We start from the raw sequence: 20,622 nt of genomic DNA, 5'->3' as shown, positions 1-20,622 counted from the left end.
CCACCGAGGCCCGGTCGTACTTCTTCACCGCCTTCTCGGCGGCGGCCTGTACATCGGCGTCCAGCGTCGTCTGGAGCTTCTTCGTCTTTCCCTTGGCGAGGGTGAGCAGCGTCCGCTTCGGCGCGTCCGCGTCGGCCGGCTCGATCCAGGTCTCGACGCCGGGCTCGCCCGCGGCCCCGTCCGCGTACCGGGTACGCAGGGTGTCCAGCACGGGGGCCAGTGACGGGTACTTCTCGGCGGTCAGCTCCCGGCCCTCGCGGTCCACCGCCTGGATCGTCTTCGCCTCACCGGTCCGCAGGGTCGCGCCCTCGACCAGCTTCGGGTGCAGCACCGTCGGCCGCCAGTCCACCAGCGCCCGCCCACTGCTCTTGCCCCGCACCACGGTCAGCTCCGAGGCGTACGCCAGCTCCTTCTCGTGCCCCTTAAAGCTGATGGTCGCCTTCACCGTGTACGGCACCGTGGCGCCGCTCGCCGCGCCCCGCGTGACCACGGCGTTCTCCACGTGCCCGGTCTCCCGGAAGCCGCGCAGCGCCTCCCCGGCCGCTGCCGGGTCATCCGTCAGCGTCCCCGCCGCGTCCGCGTCCCCGCGGGCCCACGCCGCCAGGAAATCCCGCGATGTCCGCTCGACCTCCTTGGCGGTAACCTCCCCGGACCCGGACGAGTTCAGCGGCGCGGCGTCCGCGCCACCGAGGCCCGCACCGTCCGAGTCCCCACCCAGCATCTCGTAGCCCGCGAACCCCACCCCGCCCGCCACCAGGACGAACACGCCGCCGACGAAGGCGGTCTTCACTCCGCTGCGCATGGCGCAGTCCCTCCCCCAAGAGCCCCGTACGCACGACCCTGCGTACGAGCATGTTCACCTGAACATGGTCAAGACATAGATACGTATGCACTCTACGGGGCCATATGTCACCCCTGAGCCGCCAGAACCGATCGTTATCCGACCGGAACGCACACCGAATCGTGCCTTACGTGGACTCAAGCTGCGAAGCGACCGTCCGCGCACGTAGTCCCGCATCCGGCGGCGGGGTTCGACGCGGCCGAAGTGGGGTCCGATGGTGGTGAAGAGGTGGTCCAGGTTTCGGTCCCAGACCTCGGCCTGATCGGTGATCATGACCCGAGTGCGCGGGCCGGGCGACCCCGAAATCCCAGCCGCGTTGCGTGGGGCGCCGGGGGTGTCGCGGTGATCCGCACTCCGTGTGGTGGGCCGGTGTGTCCGGCCTCAAGCTCCCCCAGATTTCGTCCGGGGGACCTCCATGCCGGGCTGGGTGGTCGGGGTCGCCGAGCGTCCCGGACACGCCCCCTGCACGTCGCCTGTCCCGCAGACGGCCAGGCCCCAGGGGGTCAGGGACTCCGAACAGCGAGCGGTAGCCTTTCCCGCCGTGACCGCAACTTTGATCTGGATCCTTGTCGCGCTCGTCCTCATCGGCCTCTATCTGAGCTGGACCGCAGGCCGTCTCGATCGTCTGCACGCCAGGATCGACGCCGCCCGCGCCGCGCTCGACGCCCAGTTGCTGCGGCGCGCATCGGTCACACAGGAGCTCGCCACGTCCGGAGTGCTCGATCCGGCCTCCTCGATCGTGCTGTACGAGGCCGCACATGCCGCACGCCAAGCCGATGAGGAGCACCGCGAGGTCGCGGAGAGCGAGTTGAGCCAGGCGCTGCGTGCCGTGTTCGGCGAGCCGGAGCAGGTCGAGGCGGTAAGGGAGGCACCAGGCGGCGACGACGCCGCGAGCGAGCTCGCGGCGGCGGTGCGGCGTGTCCCCATGGCCCGCCGGTTCCACAATGACGCCGTACGCGCTGCCCGCGCACTGCGCCGACACCGCAAGGTCCGCTGGTTCCGGCTTGCCGGACACGCCCCCTTCCCGTTGGCGTTCGAGATGGACGACGAGCCACCGGCGGCACGGGGGGAGGGGGGGGGGGGGGGCCAAACATATAAATATGAGGGCCGCCGCCTGGCGCGGGTGTACACCCCGCCCAGCGGCCTCAGCCGTGCCAGGACCGCCACAGCGCCGCGTAGGCCCCGCCCGCCGCGACCAGCTCGCTGTGGCTGCCCAGTTCGCTGATCCGCCCCCGCTCCACCACCGCGATGACATCGGCGTCATGGGCGGTGTGCAGCCGGTGGGCGATCGCCACGACCGTGCGGCCGTCGAGCACCCGGGCGAGCGAGCGCTCCAGATGCCGGGCGGCACGCGGGTCCAGCAGCGAGGTCGCCTCGTCCAGCACCAGGGTGTGCGGGTCGGCCAGCACCAGCCGGGCCAGAGCGATCTGCTGGGCCTGTGCCGGGGTCAGGGCCGACCCGCCCGAGCCGACCTCGGTGTCCAGGCCGTCATCGAGGGCCCGCGCCCAGCCGTCCGCGTCCACTGCGTCGAGCGCGGCCCACAGTTCGGCGTCCTCGGCGTCCGCGCGCGCCAGCCGGAGGTTGTCCCGCAGCGAGCCCACGAATACATGGTGCTCCTGGTTCACCAGAGCCACCTGCTCCCGTACCCGTTCCGCGGGCATTCTGGAGAGCTCGGCAGCGCCGAGGGTGATCCGGCCGGTCCGCGGGGCGTAGATCCCCGCGAGGAGCCTGCCCAGCGTCGACTTACCCGCGCCGGACGGCCCGACCAGCGCCACCCGGGTGCCGGGCGGCACTTCCATCGAGACCCGGTGCAGCACATCGACTCCCTCGCGGTAGCCGAAGCGCACCTCGTCCGCGCGCACCACGCGCCCCTGGGGGCGTACATCAGGGTCGCCCGCGTCCGGCTCGATCTCGCGTACGCCCACCAGCCGGGCCAGCGACACCTGGGCCACCTGCAACTCGTCGTACCAGCGCAGGATCAGGTTCACCGGGTCGACCATCATCTGGGCGATCAGCGCGGCCGTGGTCAGCTGCCCGATGCTGATCCAGCCCTGGAGTACGAACACCCCGCCGACCAGCAGCACCGAGCCGAGCACCGTCGTATGCGTCACATTGATGACCGGGAACAGCACGGACCTCAGCCAGAGGGTGTACCGCTCCCAGGCCGTCCACTGCCTGATCCGCAGGTCCGACAGCGCGACCCGGCCGGGTCCGAGCCGGTGGGCCTCCACCGTCCTGCCCGCGTCGACGGTCTCGGCGAGCACCGCCGCCACCGCCGCGTACCCGGCGGACTCCGAACGGTAGGCCGAGGGAGCCCGCTTGAAATACCAGCGGCATCCGACCACCAGCAGCGGCACGGCCAGCAGCACCGCAGGAGCCAGCGGGGGAGCGGTCACCGCCAGCCCGCCGAGCAGCAGCACGGCCCAGAACACCGCGATGGTCAACTGCGGGACGGCCTCCCGCATGGCATCGGCCAGGCGGTCGATATCGGTGGTGATCCGCGACAGCAGATCGCCCGTACCGGCCCGCTCCAGCACACCCGGAGGCAGTCCCACGGACCGTACGAGGAAGTCCTCGCGCAGATCCGCCAGCATCTGCTCGCCGAGCATCGCCCCACGCAGCCGCACCAGCCGTACGAACACGGCCTGCACCACGAGTGCCACGGCGAACAGCACCACAGCGCGCAACGGATGAACTTCGCGCGCCCCGTCCGCCAGCCGCTGGACGAGGTCGCCGAGCAGCCAGGGACCGACCATCGAGGCCACCACGGCGACCGTGTTGACGGCGACCAGCAGCACGAAGGCGCTCCGGTGCCGTCGCAGCAACTCGCGTACATAGGAGCGGACCGTGGCGGACGTCCCGACCGGAAGGGTGGTCGCCTCACGGGGCGCGGCCGGGTCGTACACCGGCGGTGGCACGCCGATCATGCGGACTCCTCGACGTCTACTGCCGCCCCGGTGAACGGACCGGCCAGTCCTTCGGACACTTCAGCGGCGAACCGCTCGGGTACCGGCCCGTCGACGGCCTCGGCCGGTTCAGCGGACTCCTCCCGCGTCACCACCTCGCGGTAGTGCGGCTCCTTGAGCATCAGCTCGCGATGCCCGCCCACCGCAGCGACCGCGCCCGCTCGGACCAGGACCACCCGGTCGGCCCGGTCCAGCAGCAGCGGCGACGAGGTGAACACGACGGTCGTGCGCCCCGTCCGCAGCGCCCGCACGCCGTCGGCGATCCGCGCCTCGGTGTGCGAGTCGACAGCCGACGTGGGCTCGTCGAGCACCAGCACCTCAGGGTCGGTGATCAGCGACCTGGCCAGTGCCAGGCGCTGCCGCTGCCCGCCCGAGAGCGAGCGTCCGCGCTCGGTGATGGGCGCGGCCATCGGATCCCCGTCCAGTGAAGCCTGCGCCAGGGCATCCAGCACATCGCCGCATTCGGCGGCGGTCAGCGCCGCGGTCACGGACACCATGCCGGATGACGGCACATCGAGCAGTTCGGTCAGGCTCCCGGACAGCAGCACCGGATCCTTGTCCTGCACGAGCACGGCGCTGCGCGCGGTGTCACGCGGCAAGTCGTCCAGCGCCACATCGCCGAGCAGCACGGACGGCAGTCCGCACGTCTCCGCGGGATGCCCGCCAAGACGCTCGGCCAGATGTCCCGCCGCGTCGGGGTCACCGCACACGACGGCCGTCAGCGATCCCGCGGGGGCGAGGAGCCCGCTGGCCGGGTCGTACAGGTCACCCGCCGGTACGCCGCCCGGCAGTTCGCCTGCCGTTCCGCCGTCCGCCCGATCGGAGCCATCACCATCCGGTAGGACAACACCCGCTACGCCACCGGCCGACTGCGTGCCGGACGCCTGTGCCGGACGGGCTTGCGGCCGCTTCAGCGACAGCACCCTCGCCGCCCGCCGAGCCGACGGCTGCGCGAAGCTGTAGGCCATGGCGACCTCCTCGACCGGACGCAGGGGATAGGACAGCAGCATCACCGCGCTGTAGACGGCGACGAGTTCGCCTACGTCGATCCGGCCCGCGGACACCAGACCGATGCCGTACCAGACCACCCACACCAGCAGCAGCCCCGGCAGCAGCACCTGGAGGGCGCTGATCAGAGCCCACATACGGGCACTTCGCACGGCCGCCTCGCGTACCTCCTGGGAAGCGCGCCGATAGCGCCTGAGGAACAGCTCCTCACCGCCGATCCCGCGCAGCACCCGCAGCCCCGCGACGGTGTCGGAGGCCAGCTCGGTCGCCCGGCCCGCCTTCTCGCGCTGGATGTCAGCGAGCCTGGTGGCGCGCGGCATCAGCGGCAGCACACCGAGGGCCAGTACCGGGACCGAGATCGCCACCAGGAGGCCGAGCTCCGGCTGGTAGAACAGCAGCCCGACCACCATCACGACGATCGTCAGCGCGGCGGCGAGGAAGCGTGAGGACGCCTCGACGAACCAGCCGATCTTCTCCACGTCCCCGGTGGACACCGCGACGACCTCACCGGCCGCGACCCGTTTGGTGAGCGCGGAACCGAGCTCGGCGGTGCCGCGTGCGAGCAGCTGCTGTGTCCTGGCCGCCGCGGTGATCCAGTTGGTGACGGTCGCCCGGTGCATCATCGTGTCACCCAGGGCGATGGCGATTCCGGACACCGCGAGCAGTCCGCCCGCCAGGGCGAGTCCGCCGGCGGAGCGTTCCAGCACGGCCTGGACGGCGAAACCCACCCCATAGGGAAGTGCCAGCACCGAGCCGAAGTGCACCAGCCCCCAGGCCAGCGCGCGGAACTGCCCGCCGAGCTGCCCGCGCCCGAGCCAGATGAGGAACCTGAGCCCGGAGCGCGCGTCCGGGGAGCCGGGATCGGCATACGGAAGGTCGCGAATCTGCATGACATCCCAGATCGTTCGGAAAAGCGTCTCGGAACAGCAAGGTTCGCCTCCCGCTGGGAACGCGGGCAATCGATTTTCCGCTGCCCCGGGGTCTCCGCTTCCCCGGCTCCCGGGCGATGGAAGCCTCTCCGTGCCCGGGCCGGTCAGCCGCGCCGGGTGGTGCTCAGTCCGCTCGGGCCGTCATGGCACCAGCGCGGACAGCAGTCCGCCGAGCGCCTCACGCTGCTCGGTGCTCAGCGGCGCCAGGATGTCCTCCGCGGCCGCCCGCCGGGCACCGCGCAGCTCCCTGAGTGTGCCGCGCCCGAGATCGGTCAGTTCGACACGCACGACGCGCCGGTTGGCCGGATCCTGCACGCGGCGCACCCGGCCGCCCGACTCGAGACCGTCCACCAGCGTGGTCACCGCGCGCGGGACGACCTCGAGGCGATCGGCGAGGTCGGCCATCCGCGGCGCCCCGTCGTACTGGGCCAGGACCCGCAGCAGCCGGGACTGCGCGGGCGTGATGCCGACCGGCTCCAGATGCCGCTTCTGAATCCGGTGGAGCCGTCGGGTCAGCCGCAGCAACTGCTCGGCCAGTAGGCCGTCCGCATCGGGGGCGGGCACGGGGGCGCTCATGCGGAAACACTAGCAGGACCTGGTTCATTGTGAGCATAGGTAACAATGAGCTATGCTCCTCATGCGGCGCGGGGACAATCATTCCGCAGCCCGTCCATGCCCGAGCTTCCGAAGGAGCACATGCGCCCCCATAGCGATCCCTCCTGGACACCCCCCGACCGCCCGATCGACCCTTCCCGCACGGCGTTCCCGGACCGCCGACCGGCGGAGCTCCGGCGTATCGTGCGGCTTTTCCGGCCCTACCGCGGCAGGCTTGCCCTCGTCGGTCTGCTGGTCTGCGCCTCGTCCCTTGTCTCGGTCGCCTCGCCGTTCCTGCTCCGGGAGATCCTCGACACCGCGATCCCTCAGGGGCGCACCGGACTGCTCTCGTTGCTCGCCCTCGGGATGATCCTCACGGCGGTGACGACAAGTGTCTTCGGCGTGCTCCAGACGCTGATCTCGACCACCGTCGGCCAGCGGGTCATGCATGACCTGCGCACGGGCGTCTACGCCCGGCTCCAGCGGATGCCGCTTGCCTTCTTCACCAGGACACGCACCGGAGAGATCCAGTCGCGCATCGCCAACGACATCGGCGGAATGCAGGCGACGGTCACCTCCACGGCCACCTCCCTGGTCTCCAACCTCACCGCCGTGGTCGCCACCATCGTCGCCATGCTGGCGCTCGACTGGCGGCTCACCGTGGTCTCGCTGGTCCTCCTGCCGGTCTTCGTCGCGATCAGCCGCAGGGTCGGCCGGGAGCGCAAGACCATCACCACCCAGCGACAGAAGCAGATGGCGACCATGGCCGCCACGGTCACCGAATCGCTGTCGGTCAGCGGCATTCTGCTCGGCCGCACCATGGGCCGCGCGGACTCGCTCACCCGCTCGTTCGCCGACGAGTCCGAGCGGCTGGTCGATCTGGAGGTCCGCTCCAGCATGGCGGGGCGCTGGAGGATGTCCACCATCGGCATCGTCATGGCCGCCATGCCCGCCCTGCTGTACTGGGCGGCGGGACTGACCCTCCAGAGCGGGGGAGCGGCGATCTCGCTCGGCACCCTCGTCGCCTTCGTGTCGCTCCAGCAGGGCTTGTTCCGCCCGGCGGTGAGCCTGTTGTCCACCGGAGTACAGATCCAGACCTCGCTTGCGCTCTTCCAGCGGATCTTCGAGTACCTGGACCTGCCGGTGGACATCACCGAACCGGAGCAGCCGGTCAAGCTGGACAAGGTCCGCGGCGAAGTGCGATTCGAGGGCGTCGAATTCGGCTACGACGCCCGACGTGAGCCGACCCTCGGCGGAATCGAGCTCACCGTGCCGGCGGGCGGCAGGCTGGCCGTCGTCGGACCCACCGGCTCCGGGAAGTCCACACTCAGCTATCTGGTGCCCCGGCTGTACGACGTCACCGGCGGCAGGGTCACCATCGACGGTACCGACGTTCGCGACCTGGCCTTCGAGACCCTTGCACAGGCGGTGGGCGTGGTCTCCCAGGAGACGTATCTCTTCCACGCCTCGGTCGCCGACAACCTGCGCTTCGCCAAACCCGATGCCACGGACGAGGAGATCGAGGCAGCCGCGCGCGCCGCCCAGATCCATGACCACATCGCGTCCCTGCCCGATGGCTATGACACCCTCGTCGGCGAGCGCGGCTACCGTTTCTCGGGCGGCGAGAAACAGCGCCTCGCCATCGCGCGCACCATCCTGCGCGACCCCCCGGTGCTCATCCTGGACGAGGCGACCAGCGCACTCGACACCCGAACGGAACACGCGGTGCAGCAGGCGATCGACGCCCTCTCTGCCGGACGTACCACCATCACCATCGCCCACCGCCTGTCGACGGTGCGAGATGCCGACGAGATCGTCGTACTGGACGGTGGACGGATCGTGGAACGCGGCAGCCACACTGAACTGATGAACCAGCACGGGCGCTACGCGGCACTGGTCCGACGAGACGCGACCCCGGCCGCGGCAGCGGTCGCGGCCTCCTGAGCTACCCGGGCACCCCTGCTGCTTTGCGAGCGAGCAGCCGCTGGATCTCGTGCACCGCGGCCCGTCCCGCGCGATTCGCGCCGATCGTGGAAGCCGACGGGCCGTAACCGACGAGGTGCACACGCTCATCCCGCACCGCGCGAGTGCCCTCCACCGCGATACCGCCCCCGGGCTCGCGCAGCCTGAGCGGGACGAGATGGTCGATCGCGGCACGGAAGCCCGTCGCCCAGAGGATCACGTCCGCATCGACCGTGCGCCCGTCGTCCCAGGCCACGCCGGTCGGCGTGATCCGGTCGAACATCGGCAGGCGGTCCAGCACCCCTGTGTCCCGAGCCCGCCGGACCGCTTCGTTCAGCGGCAGTCCCGTCACGGACACCACACTCAGGGGAGGCAGCCCACGCCGCACCCGCTCCTCCACCATGGCGACCGCCGCCCGCCCCTGGACCTCGCCGAAAGGCCCCTCACGGAAGACGGGCGGCCGGCGTGTCACCCAGGTGGTCTCCGCCGCGAACTCGGCGATCTCCATCAGATGCTGCGTTCCCGACGCGCCCCCGCCCACCACGACCACCCGCAGCCCCGTGAACGCCCCTGGCCCCGGGTAGTCCGAGGTGTGCAACTGACGCCCCCGAAAGGTCTCCTGACCGGGGTAGCGCGGCCAGAAGGGCCGGTCCCAGGTGCCGGTGGCATTGATCACGGCACGCGTGGCGTAGACACCCTCCGACGACTCCACCAGCAGCCGGCCGTCTTCACCACCGTCCCGCACCGCGCCCACATCCACCGGCCGGTGCACCCGGAGATCGAAGGTGCGCTCATAGCGGGCGAAGTAGTCGCCGATGACCCCGGACGACGGGCGGCCCTCATCCGCACCGACCAGCTCCATCCCGGGGAGCGCGTGCATCCCGTGGACCTTGCCGTAGGTGAGCGAGTCCCAGCGGAACTGCCAGGCACCACCGGGCTTAGGAGCATGGTCCAGCACCACGAAGCCTTCATCGGGCCGCAAACCCGCACGCCGCAGATGGTAGGCGGCCGAAAGGCCGGCCTGACCGGCTCCGATGACGACAACGTCGACCGGTCGCCCGGCGTCCTTCTCCCCAAAGTCGTTCACGCTTCCACTAACTATCAGGGCGCTCAGGATCTTCCCGGAGACACCCTGAGCGGCCCCGTGTACGACGGCTACGGCACGTGACCGGCCGATCCGCCGATCACTTCGGCCGGGGCGGGACGTCCTCCCCGGCCCCGGTCGGCTGCGGCGACGGCCCGATGCGGATCGCGAAGTCCCCGGCGTACTTCTCATGGCCCTCGATGACCGCGACGCCGACCACCTCCTCGCCCCGCTCGCCGCGCACGATCAGCGGGTCGTGCCGCAGGTCGCGCATCAGCGCGAAGCACATGCCGATCATCACCAGCGCGAACGGTGCTGCGGCGAGGATCGTCAGATTCTGCAGACCGGCCAGCGCGTCTCCCTGACCGCCACCCACGAGGAGCATCACCGCCGCGACCGCCCCCGTGAGCAGACCCCAGAAGATCACGACGTAGCGGCCCGGCTCCAGGGCGCCCTTCTGGGAGAGGGTGCCCATGACGAGGGATGCGGCATCGGCACCGGAGACGAAGAAGATGCCCACCAGGACCATGACCAGCAGGCTCGTCAGAGTGGCGGCGGGGAACTGCCGCAGCACCGCGAAGAGCTGGCCTTCGGGGGTCTGCTCCGCACCAAGGTGTCCCTGCTCCTGCAGCGTCATCGCGGTGCCGCCGAAGATCGCGAACCAGCACAGGCTGACGACGCTGGGCACCAGGATGACACCGCCGACGAACTGACGGATGGTACGCCCCCTGCTGATGCGGGCGATGAACATGCCGACGAAGGGTGTCCAGGAGATCCACCAGGCCCAGTAGAAGACGGTCCACGTCCCGAGCCAGTCGGCCACACCGGAACCGCTGGAGGCGTCGGTGCGACCGGCGAGCTCCGGCAGCTCGCCGAAGTAGGTGGCGATCGAGGTCGGCAGCAGGTCGAGGACGGCGATGGTCGGTCCGGCCACGAAGACGAACACCGCGAGGATCAGGGCGAGCACCATGTTGATGTTGGACAGCCACTGGATGCCCTTCTCCACCCCGGACACCGCGGAAGCGACGAAAGCCAGTGTCAGTACCGCGATGACACCGACGAGCAGCCCGGTGCCCGCCTTCTGCAGCCAGCCCAGTTCTTCGATACCACTGCCGATCTGGAGGGTGCCGAGCCCGAGCGACGCCGCCGAACCGAACAGCGTGGCGAAGATGGCCAGCATGTCGATGACGCGCCCGCTCGTCCCGTACGCGTGCCGTTCGCCGATGAGGGGAACGAACACGGCGCTGATGGTCTGCCGCCGGCGGCGGCGAAAGGTGCTGTACGCGATCGCCATACCGGCCACCGCGTAGATGGCCCACGGGTAGAGCGTCCAGTGGAACAGGGTGGTGGCCATGGACGTCGCCATGGCTTCCGCGGCGTCGGCGGGGTCGGTTCCAGGCGGCGGAGTGACGAAGTGCGCAAGGGGCTCACTGACGCCATAGAACATCAGGCCGATACCCATACCGGCGCTGAACATCATGGCCACCCATGACACAGTGCGGAATTCCGGGCCCTCGCCGTCCTGTCCGAGCGGGATGGAACCGTAGCGGCTGATGGCGAGCCAGAGCGCGAAGACCACGAACCCGGATGCGGCCAGGACGAACGCCCAGCCGAAGTTGTGGATCAGTCCGGACAGCAAACCGCCTGACACCCGCTCCAGCGTGTCGGTGGCGACGGAGCCCCAGACGACGAAGGCGAGCGTCAACGTTGCAGTGACACCGAACACCACCCGGTCCGTTCCGACGTGCCTCGCGGACTCGGGTAGCGCGGGCAGGTCGGCCGTCACCGGCAGCACCTTCCGGGGCGGCGGCTTCCGTGCGTGGCCGTCCGGTTCTCGGCGCGGTACTTCGTCGGACACTGGTGGCACCTTTCCGGCCGCTTGCGAGCGCAGTCCTCGCTCTGCGTCAGGGAGTACCACACCCGCCACTCCGTTCCGGGTACCAACAGGCGCCCCGCGGATTCAGCAGAGAAACGACAACCGAACCCGTCGCTGAGGGTTGTCCCGGTTGGTGTCCACCAGAACGACGGACTGCCAGGTCCCCAGCTCAAGCCTGCCGCCGACGACCGGGAGCGTGGCGTGGGGCGGGACGATGGCAGGGAGCACATGGTCCCTGCCATGCCCGGGGGAGCCGTGCCGATGCTGCCAGCGGTCGTCCGCCGGGAGGAGCTGGTGGAGGGTGGACAGCAGATCGTCGTCACTGCCCGCGCCGGTCTCGATGATGGCCAAGCCGGTGGTGGCATGGGGCGTGAAGACGTTGAGGAGTCCGTCCCGCCCGGCGGCCGCGTCCCGCAGGAAGGACGCGCAGGCGTCGGTCAGGTCGTGGACGGTCTCCTGGGAGCCGGTGGTCACGTCGATGGTCCGCGTGGTGAAGGTGTCAGCCATGCATCCATGTTCGCGCCTCGGCCCCCTGGAACTCGCCCGGGACATGGCGCGGCCACTCCGGAGCCGGTGTCAGGCGGAAGGACGCGCGGGGAGTCCCGGAACGGGACCGCCGAAGGCCGGGTCGGCCGGCCTTGAAAGGACGCTGTTCGAATGAGAGGGTGCCTTGCCCTCGCAGGGGGGAACTGGGCTTTTCATATGCGGAGTTGCCCGGAGAAGTCGATGGGGTCAGCGGCATGGCGGGGGAAGAAGTGACAGAGTCGCATCGCCTTGCGGGGTATTCGCTCGCTCCGCTTCAGGAGGGTTTCTTCTTCCATGCCAAGTTCGATTCCCGCCAGGGGGCCGACCCGGACGTCTATGTCACCCAGCTGACCCTTGACATCGAGGGCGAACTCGACGTTCCGGAGCTGCGCCGCGCCTGCGACACACTGGTGAGCCGCCACGACGGTTTGAGAGCCGGCTTCCGGCCGGGCGAGACGGGTGACCCGGTGCAGTTCATCGCGCCGCCGGGCGAGGCACCCTGGCGGTGTGTGGACGGCCGAGGGAGCGACATCGCCGCTGTCCTGCTCGGGGAACGGCTGCGCGGATTCGACCTGGCCCGCCCCCCGCTGATCAGGTTTCTGCTCGTCCGGGTCTCGGAGACGCGCTGGCGGCTGGCGCTGACGAACCACCACATCATCCTGGACGGATGGTCGACTTCACTGCTCGTGGACGAACTGTTCGCCGTGTACCGAAGCCCGGCAGGCGCCGAACCCGACCCCGCGCCCCCGTATCGGGACTTCCTCGACTGGCTGGCGGAAGAGGACTTCGCGGAAGCCCGGAGCACTTGGGCGGAGGCGTTGGCGGGCCTCGACGGGCCGACCCTGGTGGCTCCCGCCGTGAGCCGTGGCGCCGCCGCCCCGCCCGCGACGGTCGGCCGCACCCTGCCGGAAGGCGTGACGCGAGCCCTTGAGGAGCAGGCCCATCGCCATGGGGCCACCCTCAGCACACTGGTGCAGGTGGCCTGGGCGCTGGTGCTACGGCGGCTCACCGGCCGGGACGACCTTGTCTTCGGCACGACCGTTTCGGGGCGCGACGCTCCCGTGGACGGCGTGGAAAGCATGGTCGGCCTGTTCATCAACACCGTTCCGGTACGTGTGACCGTACGCGGCGGCGAGACGCTCGGCGGACTGTTGCGGCGCGTCCAGGAGGAGCAGATCGACCTCCTGGACGCCCACCACATAGGCCTTGGCGAAATCCAGCGCATCAGCGGATCGGCCACGCTGTTCGACACCACGACCGCCTTCGAGAACTACCCGGTCGGCGAGTGCGCCGGACTGGACGGTGCACGACTCGTCGGGTCCGGGGGATTCGACGCCACCCACTACCCTCTGTCGCTGCTCTGCGTTCCCGGCGCGGAACTGCGGTTCCGCGTGGACTACCGCGAGGATGTCTTCGACAGGGCCTTCGCGGAACGGGTCGCCGGCTGGCTGCTGCGGATTCTGGACGTCTTCGCCACCTCCCGTGACCTCGATATGCCATCGGCCCGGGCCGGCATCCCGGGCGGTGAGGGGTGCGAGCGCATCGTCAGCGAGTGGAACGGCAGGACCAGCGAGTACGCCGACCGGCGACCCGTGCATGCGTTCTTCGAGGACCAGGCGCTTGCCCGCCCGGCTGAGACCGCCCTGGTGCTCGGTGAGAAGTACATCTCCTTCAGCGAGTTGAACACCCGGGCCAACCGGCTCGCCTGGACCCTGCTGGAGCAGGGCATCGGTCCCGAAGACCGGGTCGGGGTGCTGCTGGACCGGTCGGTCGCCTCCATCGTCGCCGTACTGGCCGTACTGAAGTCGGGTGCCGCCTGCCTGCCGGTCGACACAGGGGATCCGGCCGTGCGTGTCGCACGGATCCTCGACGACGCGCAGGCCCGGGCACTGATCACCACGAGGACTGCGTACGAGCGGCTCGGCGGAACCGCACCGCGCGCGACGCCGGTCGAGGTCGACGAGGGGACGGGGAACCCGTCGGGTGCGGGCGGGCACCACGCGGCGCGGACGGACGATCCGACCCAGCAGGACAGGACCGTGCCCTTGCTGCCGGCCCATTGCGCCTACGTGCTGCACACGTCGGGATCGACCGGCAGCCCCAAGGGCGTCGTGGTCGAACACCGCTCCCTCACGAACCTGTTCCACTGTCACCGAACGGGGCTGTTCGCCGACCACGTCCGTGCCACGGGCGCGCCGGCCGCACGGGTGGCCAACACCGCACCCCTCACCTTCGACGCTTCGTGGACGGGGCTGCTCGCGCTGTTCGCCGGTCACCGACTGCACCTGCTGGACGAGCCGACCCGGCGCGACCCTGCCGCCCTGGTGTCCTACCTCGCACGCCACCACGTCGATCTGCTCGACACCACGCCCACGTACGCGCTCGAACTGCTCGCGCACGGTCTGCTCGCCACACCGGAGTCCACCCCCGCCACTCTCGTACTGGGCGGCGAGGCCGTGCCCGATACGCTGTGGCGGCGGATCCAGGCGGAGCCCGCCGTCACCGGCCACAACTTCTACGGTCCGACCGAGTGCACCGTGGAGGCACTCACCACACGTCTGACGGCCGCACCGGCACCCGTGATCGGCAAGCCGCTCGACAACGTGCGTGTCCACGTGCTCGACCGGCTGCTGCGACCGGTCCCGCCGGGAGTGACCGGCGAGCTGTACCTCGCGGGAAGCGCCCTGGCACGCGGTTACACGGCGGCAGGGCCGACCGCCGAGCGGTTTGTGGCATGCCCCTTCGGTGAGGGTGCCCGCATGTACCGCACCGGGGACCTGGCGCGCTGGCGTGAGGACGGAAGCCTGGAGTTCCGCGGGCGCGGGGACGACCAGGTGAAACTGCGCGGATTCCGCGTCGAGCTCGGGGAGGTCGAGTCGGTGCTCGCGACTCACCCCTCCCTGGCGCAGGCCCTCGTCGTGGTACGTGAGGACGAACCAGGACGCAGGCTCCTCGTGGCCTATGTGGTTCCGCACCCGGGAGCGGAGATCGCGGTGGCCGAGCTGCGGGGCTTCCTGGCCGCCGCGCTGCCGCCCCACTCGGTGCCCGCGGCGTATGTCTCGCTGGAGTCGCTGCCGGCCACGGGCAACGGCAAGCGGGACCGGCGTGCGCTTCCCGCGCCCGGCCGCGGCGCACTTGCGCCACGACGTCCGAGGCGCCCCGGAACGGAGTGGGAGCGAACCCTCTGCGGTCTGTTCGGCGAGGTGCTGGGGGTGGACGGGGTGGGACCCGACGACGGCTTCTTCGAGCTGGGCGGCGACTCGTTGCTGGCCACCCGGCTCGTCGGCCGGGTCGCCGCGCTCCTCGGTACCGAACTGCCCATCAAGGTCCTGTTCGAGACGCCCACCGCCGCCGGTCTCGCCGCACGGACAGCGGCGGCGGGATCAGCCGCTTCCGCCTCCACTTCCGCGGGCGCCTCGCTCAAGCCCGTACTGACCCTTCGGGAAGCGGGAGCAGGCGCCCCCTTGTTCTGTGTCCACCCTGTCACGGGCCTCGGCTGGTGCTACGCGGGCCTGGCGGCGGTGTGCGACGACCGGCCGGTGCACGCCCTCCAGGTGCCTGCCGCCGAGCACGGAACGCATCGGCTGCCGACGGACTTCGCCGCGCTGATCGACGGATACGTCGCCCGGATCCGGGCGATACAGCCGCGCGGCCCGTACCACCTGCTCGGCTGGTCGCTCGGCGGGAGCATCGCCCATGCGATGGCGTGCCGGCTGCAGCAGTCCGGGGAGCGGACGGCTCTGCTCGCACTGCTCGACTCCTATCCGGCTCTCAGCGGCGCGACGGCCGGCCCGACCACGCAGGAGATAGCCGACCTGCTGCGCCGGGAGGCCGGCGCGCACGTCCGGCTGGACCCCCGGGACGTCACGGAGGTGTCGCGCGCGGCGGCGGCCGTGGCGGCCCTCGTGGAGACCGCGCGGCCGGGCCGCTACGACGGGGACATACTGCACCTGACCGCGACCGAAGGACGGCCGGCGGGAGCGCCGACGGCGGACGACTGGCAGTGTTTCGTCACCGGGTCCGTCCACACCCGCATGGTCGGCTGCGAGCACCTTGAGATGATGCGTCCTGGGCCGATCAAGGAGATCTCCAGCGTGCTGTCGCAGGCCCTGGCCTCCGGCCGGAGAGAGGATCCGTCATGACCGAGCCATGGAACCCCCGCGGTCCCCGGGTGGTGACGCTCCCCTCGGGCCGGATGGTCCGCGGACGCGGACTCAGATACGACCCCCCGCCGGGGCAGGTTCCCACGTTCGCGGTGCACTTGACGGACCACAGGCCGCCCGAGCCACCGTGGGAGTCGCTCTGGGTCCCCTGGCGGGACTTCTGGCTTCCTGCCGACCCCGTGGACGCGTTGGGCAAGCTCCGTGCCGCGTACAGCCGCGCCGCGGGTGAGCGCGTGGAAGTCTGCTGCGGGGGCGGCGTCGGCCGGACCGGTACGGCGCTTTCCGTCCTCTGCGTCTTCGAGGGCATGAAACCCGGGGAAGCCGTCACCTGGGTGCGGCGGAACCACCATCGCCGTGCGGTCGAAGTGCCGTGGCAACGGCGTTTCATCCGCCAGGCCTTCGCGGCCGAAGGGTCCGGCTCAGGGCGTTCGTAGCCACCGGGTGGTGGCGGCGCCGGCCGCCCAGCGCCGGGAAACCGGTCAGTGCGGCACCCGGGTGGCCCGGCCGACCGACTCCACCAGCGGCAGCAGCCTGTGCGGGACGCGCTCGCGCAGGGCCATCTCGGTACGGGTACGGACCACGCCCGGCATATTGATCAGCCGCTGGATCACATCCTCGAGATGGCCGTTGTCGCGGGCCACCACCCGGGTCAGCAGATCACCGCCGCCCGTGATCGAGAAGGCCTCCACGATCTCGGGCACCTGGGCGAGCGCGTCACCCACCTCGTCCAGGTGTCCCTGGGTGACCTCGATATGCACGAACGCCAGCACCGGGTGCCCCAGCGCGGTCGGGGACAGGAACGGTCCGCTGCCCGTGATCACTCCATCCCGCTCCAGCCGGTCGATACGGGCCTGAAGGGTGCCTCGGGCGATTCCGAGGATGCGGGCGTACTCCCGCACGCTGGTGCGCGGCTGCTCGATCAGCAGACGCAGGATGCGGGTGTCTAGCTCGTCCACGGCCACGGTCGGTCCGCCCCTTTCAGGCCATCGCCGCACCGGATTCCGGGGGCTTCCTGTGCCGATGGCTCGTCTGGGCTGACCAGAACGCTCAACGGCTATACCAATGGCCCAGCGTAGGCGGCTCGACTTGAGCCGCTGGGGCAATAGATGCTCTCATAGTGCTGTCGATGGCGCTGCGGATCCCGCGGCGCCTTTTTCGTGCCATCACCTGCGAGGGCACGACGAAGGCATACGAGAAGTACGAGGAAGGAGCGGGAAGCAGTGCTCAAGAGGGTGTTCGTGGCTCCGGATCCCGGGCTGCTGCGCTTGCGCGGCGGCCTGCGAGCCGTCCTCGGCGTCGCGTCGGCGGTGGCCGCGTGCGCGCTGACGGGGCACCCGCTGCCCGCGGTGCTCACGGGTGGACTCGCCGCGATGCTCGCCCTCTTCGCCGTGACCGATGCGGCCGTCTCCCGTCAAGCCCTCACCACGGCGCTGCTGCCCGCCGTGGGCATCCCCGTACTCGCGCTCGCGGCGGAACTGCACACCCGGCCACTGGCGCGGGACATGGCCTTCCTGGCCGTCGCCGGGGCGGCGGTGTACGCGCGGCGCTGGGGTGCGCGAGGGCATGCCCTGGGCGCGTTCGCGTTCATGATGTTCTTCGTGGCGCAGTTCCTGGGGACGGTACCGGCGGAGCTGCCCGGCCTGTGCTCGGCCATCACCCTCGCCCTGGTCGCCTCGTCCGCGGTCCGCTTCGGGGTCTGGTGCTACGAGCGGCGGCTGCCGCCGCCCGCCGTGCCGTCCCCGCCCGGCGGCCGTGGCCTTGAGCGGCCGACCACCCGGCAGGCCGCGCAGGTCGTGGCGGCGGGCGCGTTCGCGCTCACCGTGGGCCAGTTGCTGTCGCAGGACCGCTGGTACTGGGCCGTAGGCGCGGCCTGGTGGATCTTCGTCAACACGGCGTCACGCGGTGAGACCCTGGTCCGCGGGTTCCGCAGGATCCTCGGTACCGTTCTGGGTGTCGCCGCCGCTCTGCTCGTCGCCGTGCCCGTACAGGGGGCCGTGCTGCCCACGGCCGTCCTCGTGGCGGTGTGCGTCTTCGGGATCTTCTACAGCGCCCCGGTGTCGTACAGCTGGATGATGCTCTCCGTCACCATGCTGGCCGCCCTGCTGTACGGGCTGCTCGGGGTGCTGGAGCCCGGCCTGCTGGCGCTGCGGATCGCCGAGACCTGTGTGGGCGCCCTGGGCGCGCTGCTGGCCGTGGCGTTCGTGCTGCCCGTCACCACGCATACCGCCACCAATGCCTGGATCCGCAGCGCCGTCCGCTGTGTGCATGCCTGCACCAAGGCCGCGATGGACCGGCTCGCCGGGGACGAGAGCGCGGATCCGGCCGCGCACGCCGCCGAGCTTGAAGTGCTCCTCGCCCGGGTGCGGATGTCCCTGGCGCCCCTGGTCCATCCACTCAACCCTTTGAGGGCGCGGGGCACGCGAGCCCGGCAGGTGCTCGGACTTCTCGACGACTGCGCCCGTGAGGTGCGCGGGCTCATGGCCGTCGCCGCCGACCCCGAGGCCTCGCACGACGCCCGCCTGGCCGCCGCCTGCTGGCGGCTGGAAGCCGCCGTCCACGCGCTTGAAGAACCGAGCGCCGAGGGCGACGGGCCGCCCGCCGCGACGCTGGCAGCCGCCGGCCGGCCTCACCCGGGTGCTGAGGCGGTGCTCATGCACCTGCACGGTCTGGAGAAGGCGCTGGCCGGTCTGGCGGACCCGCTGCGCTCATCGCCGCGCTCCCCGCTCATGCCCGTCTGACGTCTACGGCGCGGCGGCGTGGTTCGTACCCGGACCGGATCACCACCGGGCTGACCACGGTGCTTCGCACGCGTCCCCGTCCTGGCACCGGGCACACGGCGTCTATGACGCCGCGGACGAGGCGCGTGCATATGACATCCAGGGGGTGGATCAGCCGGCGTACGGGGTAGTCCGCTCGTCAACTGTGAGCCATGGTCCGTAATCGCTTGATCACGAACCGTTGAACGTGGACGGTCTCCCATGGTCCGCTGTCGGCGTCCGCAGTTCTCACCCGTTCAGGCCCGGAGGTGCCCACGATGCGGAAGTTCTTCAGACGAGCCGCAGCGCCCCAGGACCGACCGCCACGTGCCGCACCCGGCGAGGACCGCCCTGCGGCGGGTTCCGGGGCCGTGCCGGGGCGGTGCCCCGCACACCCAGGACCGCCTGGGCCGCCTGTGTCGGCCGACCTGCCTGCCGCACGCCGACGGGGCGTCCAGTACGGGCCGGGCCCGGACGCGTTGCGCCGGGAGGCAGCGGAATTCCTGCGGCTGTTCCACCATGAGCATCCGGCCGGCGGCGGACCGGCCGCGCTTGCCTCCAGGATCGCCGCCGTCCACGCCGAGATCGACGCGACCGGCACCTACCGTCACACGGCGGCCGAGCTCGCCCATGGAGCGCGCGTCGCCTGGCGCAACAGCAACCGGTGCATCGGCAGGCTGTACTGGCACTCGTTACGCGTCAGGGACCGACGCGATGTCCGTGACGCCGACACCATGGCCGCCGAAGCCGTCGCCCACCTGCGGGAAGCCACCAACGGCGGCCGCATACGCCCCGTCATCACGGTCTTCGCGCCCGATGCCCCCAACCGTCGCGGCCCCCGCATCTGGAACGAGCAACTGGTCCGCTACGCGGGCTACTCCGCACCGGGCGGCATCGGCCGCACCGGCGATCCGCGCAACGCCGGGATCACCGCGTACGCCCAGCGGCTCGGCTGGCCAGGCGGCCCCGGCACTCACTTCGACGTCCTGCCCCTGGTCATCCAGGGCAGCGACGACAAGCCCCGATGGTTCGAACTGCCCGCCGACGCCGTACTCGAAGTGCCGCTGGCCCACCCCGACGGCGGCTGGGTCGACGACCTCGGGCTGCGCTGGCACGCCGTACCCGCGATCGCGAACATGTGTCTGGAGATCGGTGGGATCTGCTATCCGGCGGCACCGTTCAACGGCTGGTACATGGGCACCGAGATCGGTGCCCGCGACCTCGGCGACCGCGACCGCTACGACCTCCTCCCGGCAGTGGGCGAACGCCTCGGCCTGGATATGTCCAGCGACCGGACGCTGTGGAAGGACCGGGCCCTCATCGAGCTCAACCGCATGGTGCTGCACTCGTTCGACCGGGCGGGTGTGACGCTCGCCGACCACCACACCGAGTCCCAGCGCTTCCTCACCCACCTCGCCCGCGAGGAGGCGAAGGGGCGCCGGGTGGGGGCCGACTGGTCCTGGATCGTGCCGCCCGTATCCGGCTGCGCGACCCCGGTCTTCCACCGCACCTTCGACCCCGTGCAGCTGAAGCCGGCCTTCGTGCACCACCCTGAGGCCCTGCTGCGCGCCCGCGGAGAGGAGTCGGCGGGGCACTGAGGACGCTGCCGCGTGGCGGAACGACCTTCACGCCTGCGACGCGAAGGCCCGCACCAAGCGGTGCGGGCCCTTCGCGTAAGGGGATCCCTGCGGGTCCGGTCAGCGGGACTGAGCGCCCGTCGCCTGCGTCGGGATGCCCAGCGCGGTCGTGTACTGGGACAGCACCAACCGCCCGATCGCCGGGTACGCGCCCAGCGGCTCGGCCGCCGCGCAGCCCGCCTCCGCGGCGGCCGCGGCCAGCAGGCCGTCCGGCAGCTCGGGGCCGACCAGGTAGGGGGCGAGAGCGAGCTGCCCGGAGCCGGAGGCGCGCAGCTCATCGC

The 20,622-nt window shown here is 71.0% G+C and carries 13 protein-coding genes and 2 pseudogenes; 6 read left to right on the top strand and 9 right to left on the bottom strand.

Features of this window, described 5'->3' with window-relative positions:
- Positions 1–802: NTF2-like N-terminal transpeptidase domain-containing protein (locus ACFWI9_RS25885; protein WP_387165437.1), on the bottom strand; the 802-nt coding region annotated here is incomplete at its 3' end.
- A 580-nt stretch (positions 803–1,382) separates the two neighbouring features.
- Here ACFWI9_RS25885 and ACFWI9_RS25880 point away from each other — a divergent pair.
- Positions 1,383–1,904: pseudogene (locus tag ACFWI9_RS25880) on the top strand (hypothetical protein); the annotation flags it as partial.
- 82 nt (positions 1,905–1,986) lie between these two features.
- Here ACFWI9_RS25880 and ACFWI9_RS25875 read toward each other — a convergent pair.
- From ACFWI9_RS25875 to ACFWI9_RS25865, 3 genes are all read right to left on the bottom strand, one after another.
- Positions 1,987–3,768: an ABC transporter ATP-binding protein gene (locus ACFWI9_RS25875; protein ID WP_387165436.1), complete on the bottom strand. Its 1,782-nt coding sequence runs from the start codon at positions 3,766–3,768 to the stop codon at positions 1,987–1,989.
- A complete protein-coding gene (locus ACFWI9_RS25870; RefSeq protein WP_387165435.1) occupies positions 3,765–5,705 on the bottom strand; it encodes an ABC transporter transmembrane domain-containing protein in 1,941 nt (646 codons plus the stop codon). Before ACFWI9_RS25870 ends, ACFWI9_RS25875 begins: the two co-directional genes overlap by 4 nt.
- A 180-nt stretch (positions 5,706–5,885) precedes the next feature.
- Positions 5,886–6,320, bottom strand: a complete 435-nt coding sequence (locus ACFWI9_RS25865) for a MarR family winged helix-turn-helix transcriptional regulator (RefSeq protein WP_387165434.1) — start codon at positions 6,318–6,320, stop codon at positions 5,886–5,888.
- A gap of 120 nt (positions 6,321–6,440) precedes the next feature.
- Here ACFWI9_RS25865 and ACFWI9_RS25860 point away from each other — a divergent pair, with 120 nt between their 5' ends.
- Positions 6,441–8,282 carry an ABC transporter ATP-binding protein gene (locus tag ACFWI9_RS25860; RefSeq protein WP_387165433.1) on the top strand — a complete coding sequence of 614 codons (1,842 nt, stop codon included), beginning with the start codon at positions 6,441–6,443 and terminating at the stop codon, positions 8,280–8,282.
- Position 8,283: 1 nt separating this feature from the next.
- Here the strand turns inward: ACFWI9_RS25860 and ACFWI9_RS25855 are convergent, their stop codons facing one another.
- From ACFWI9_RS25855 to ACFWI9_RS25845, 3 genes are all read right to left on the bottom strand, one after another.
- On the bottom strand, positions 8,284–9,387 hold the full coding sequence (locus tag ACFWI9_RS25855) for an NAD(P)-binding domain-containing protein (protein WP_387165432.1): 1,104 nt from the start codon (positions 9,385–9,387) through the stop codon (positions 8,284–8,286).
- A gap of 97 nt (positions 9,388–9,484) precedes the next feature.
- Positions 9,485–11,170: a BCCT family transporter gene (locus tag ACFWI9_RS25850; RefSeq protein ID WP_387165438.1), complete on the bottom strand. Its 1,686-nt coding sequence runs from the start codon at positions 11,168–11,170 to the stop codon at positions 9,485–9,487.
- A gap of 174 nt (positions 11,171–11,344) precedes the next feature.
- The gene (locus tag ACFWI9_RS25845; RefSeq protein ID WP_387165431.1) at positions 11,345–11,767 is read right to left on the bottom strand and encodes a secondary thiamine-phosphate synthase enzyme YjbQ; all 423 of its coding nucleotides are present in this window, start codon (positions 11,765–11,767) and stop codon (positions 11,345–11,347) included.
- A 248-nt stretch (positions 11,768–12,015) separates the two neighbouring features.
- On the opposite strand from ACFWI9_RS25845, the gene ACFWI9_RS25840 reads away from it, so the two are divergent.
- Positions 12,016–15,927 carry an amino acid adenylation domain-containing protein gene (locus tag ACFWI9_RS25840; protein WP_387165430.1) on the top strand — a complete coding sequence of 1,304 codons (3,912 nt, stop codon included), beginning with the start codon at positions 12,016–12,018 and terminating at the stop codon, positions 15,925–15,927.
- Positions 15,924–16,382 carry a protein phosphatase gene (locus ACFWI9_RS25835; protein WP_387165429.1) on the top strand — a complete coding sequence of 153 codons (459 nt, stop codon included), beginning with the start codon at positions 15,924–15,926 and terminating at the stop codon, positions 16,380–16,382. The genes ACFWI9_RS25840 and ACFWI9_RS25835 overlap by 4 nt, the downstream gene beginning before the upstream one ends.
- A 45-nt stretch (positions 16,383–16,427) precedes the next feature.
- On the opposite strand, the gene ACFWI9_RS25830 is transcribed toward ACFWI9_RS25835, so the two are convergent.
- The gene (locus tag ACFWI9_RS25830; protein ID WP_387165428.1) at positions 16,428–16,910 is read right to left on the bottom strand and encodes an Lrp/AsnC family transcriptional regulator; all 483 of its coding nucleotides are present in this window, start codon (positions 16,908–16,910) and stop codon (positions 16,428–16,430) included.
- Positions 16,911–17,168: 258 nt separating this feature from the next.
- Between ACFWI9_RS25830 and ACFWI9_RS25825 the strand changes: the two genes are divergently transcribed.
- Positions 17,169–18,686 (top strand): FUSC family protein, encoded by a 1,518-nt coding sequence (locus ACFWI9_RS25825; RefSeq protein WP_387165427.1) that lies wholly within the window; start codon positions 17,169–17,171, stop codon positions 18,684–18,686.
- Positions 18,687–19,120: 434 nt separating this feature from the next.
- Positions 19,121–20,302, top strand: a complete 1,182-nt coding sequence (locus tag ACFWI9_RS25820; RefSeq protein ID WP_387165426.1) for a nitric oxide synthase oxygenase — start codon at positions 19,121–19,123, stop codon at positions 20,300–20,302.
- Between the two features lie 99 nt (positions 20,303–20,401).
- Here ACFWI9_RS25820 and ACFWI9_RS25815 read toward each other — a convergent pair.
- Positions 20,402–20,622, bottom strand: a pseudogene (locus tag ACFWI9_RS25815) (hypothetical protein); the annotation flags it as partial.

The sequence above is a fragment of the Streptomyces sp. NPDC127084 genome (assembly GCF_042724175.1).
In the GTDB taxonomy this organism is placed as follows: domain Bacteria; phylum Actinomycetota; class Actinomycetes; order Streptomycetales; family Streptomycetaceae; genus Streptomyces.
Note: the sequence above shows the minus strand (reverse complement) of the source record. Positions and strands in the feature narration are given on the sequence as shown.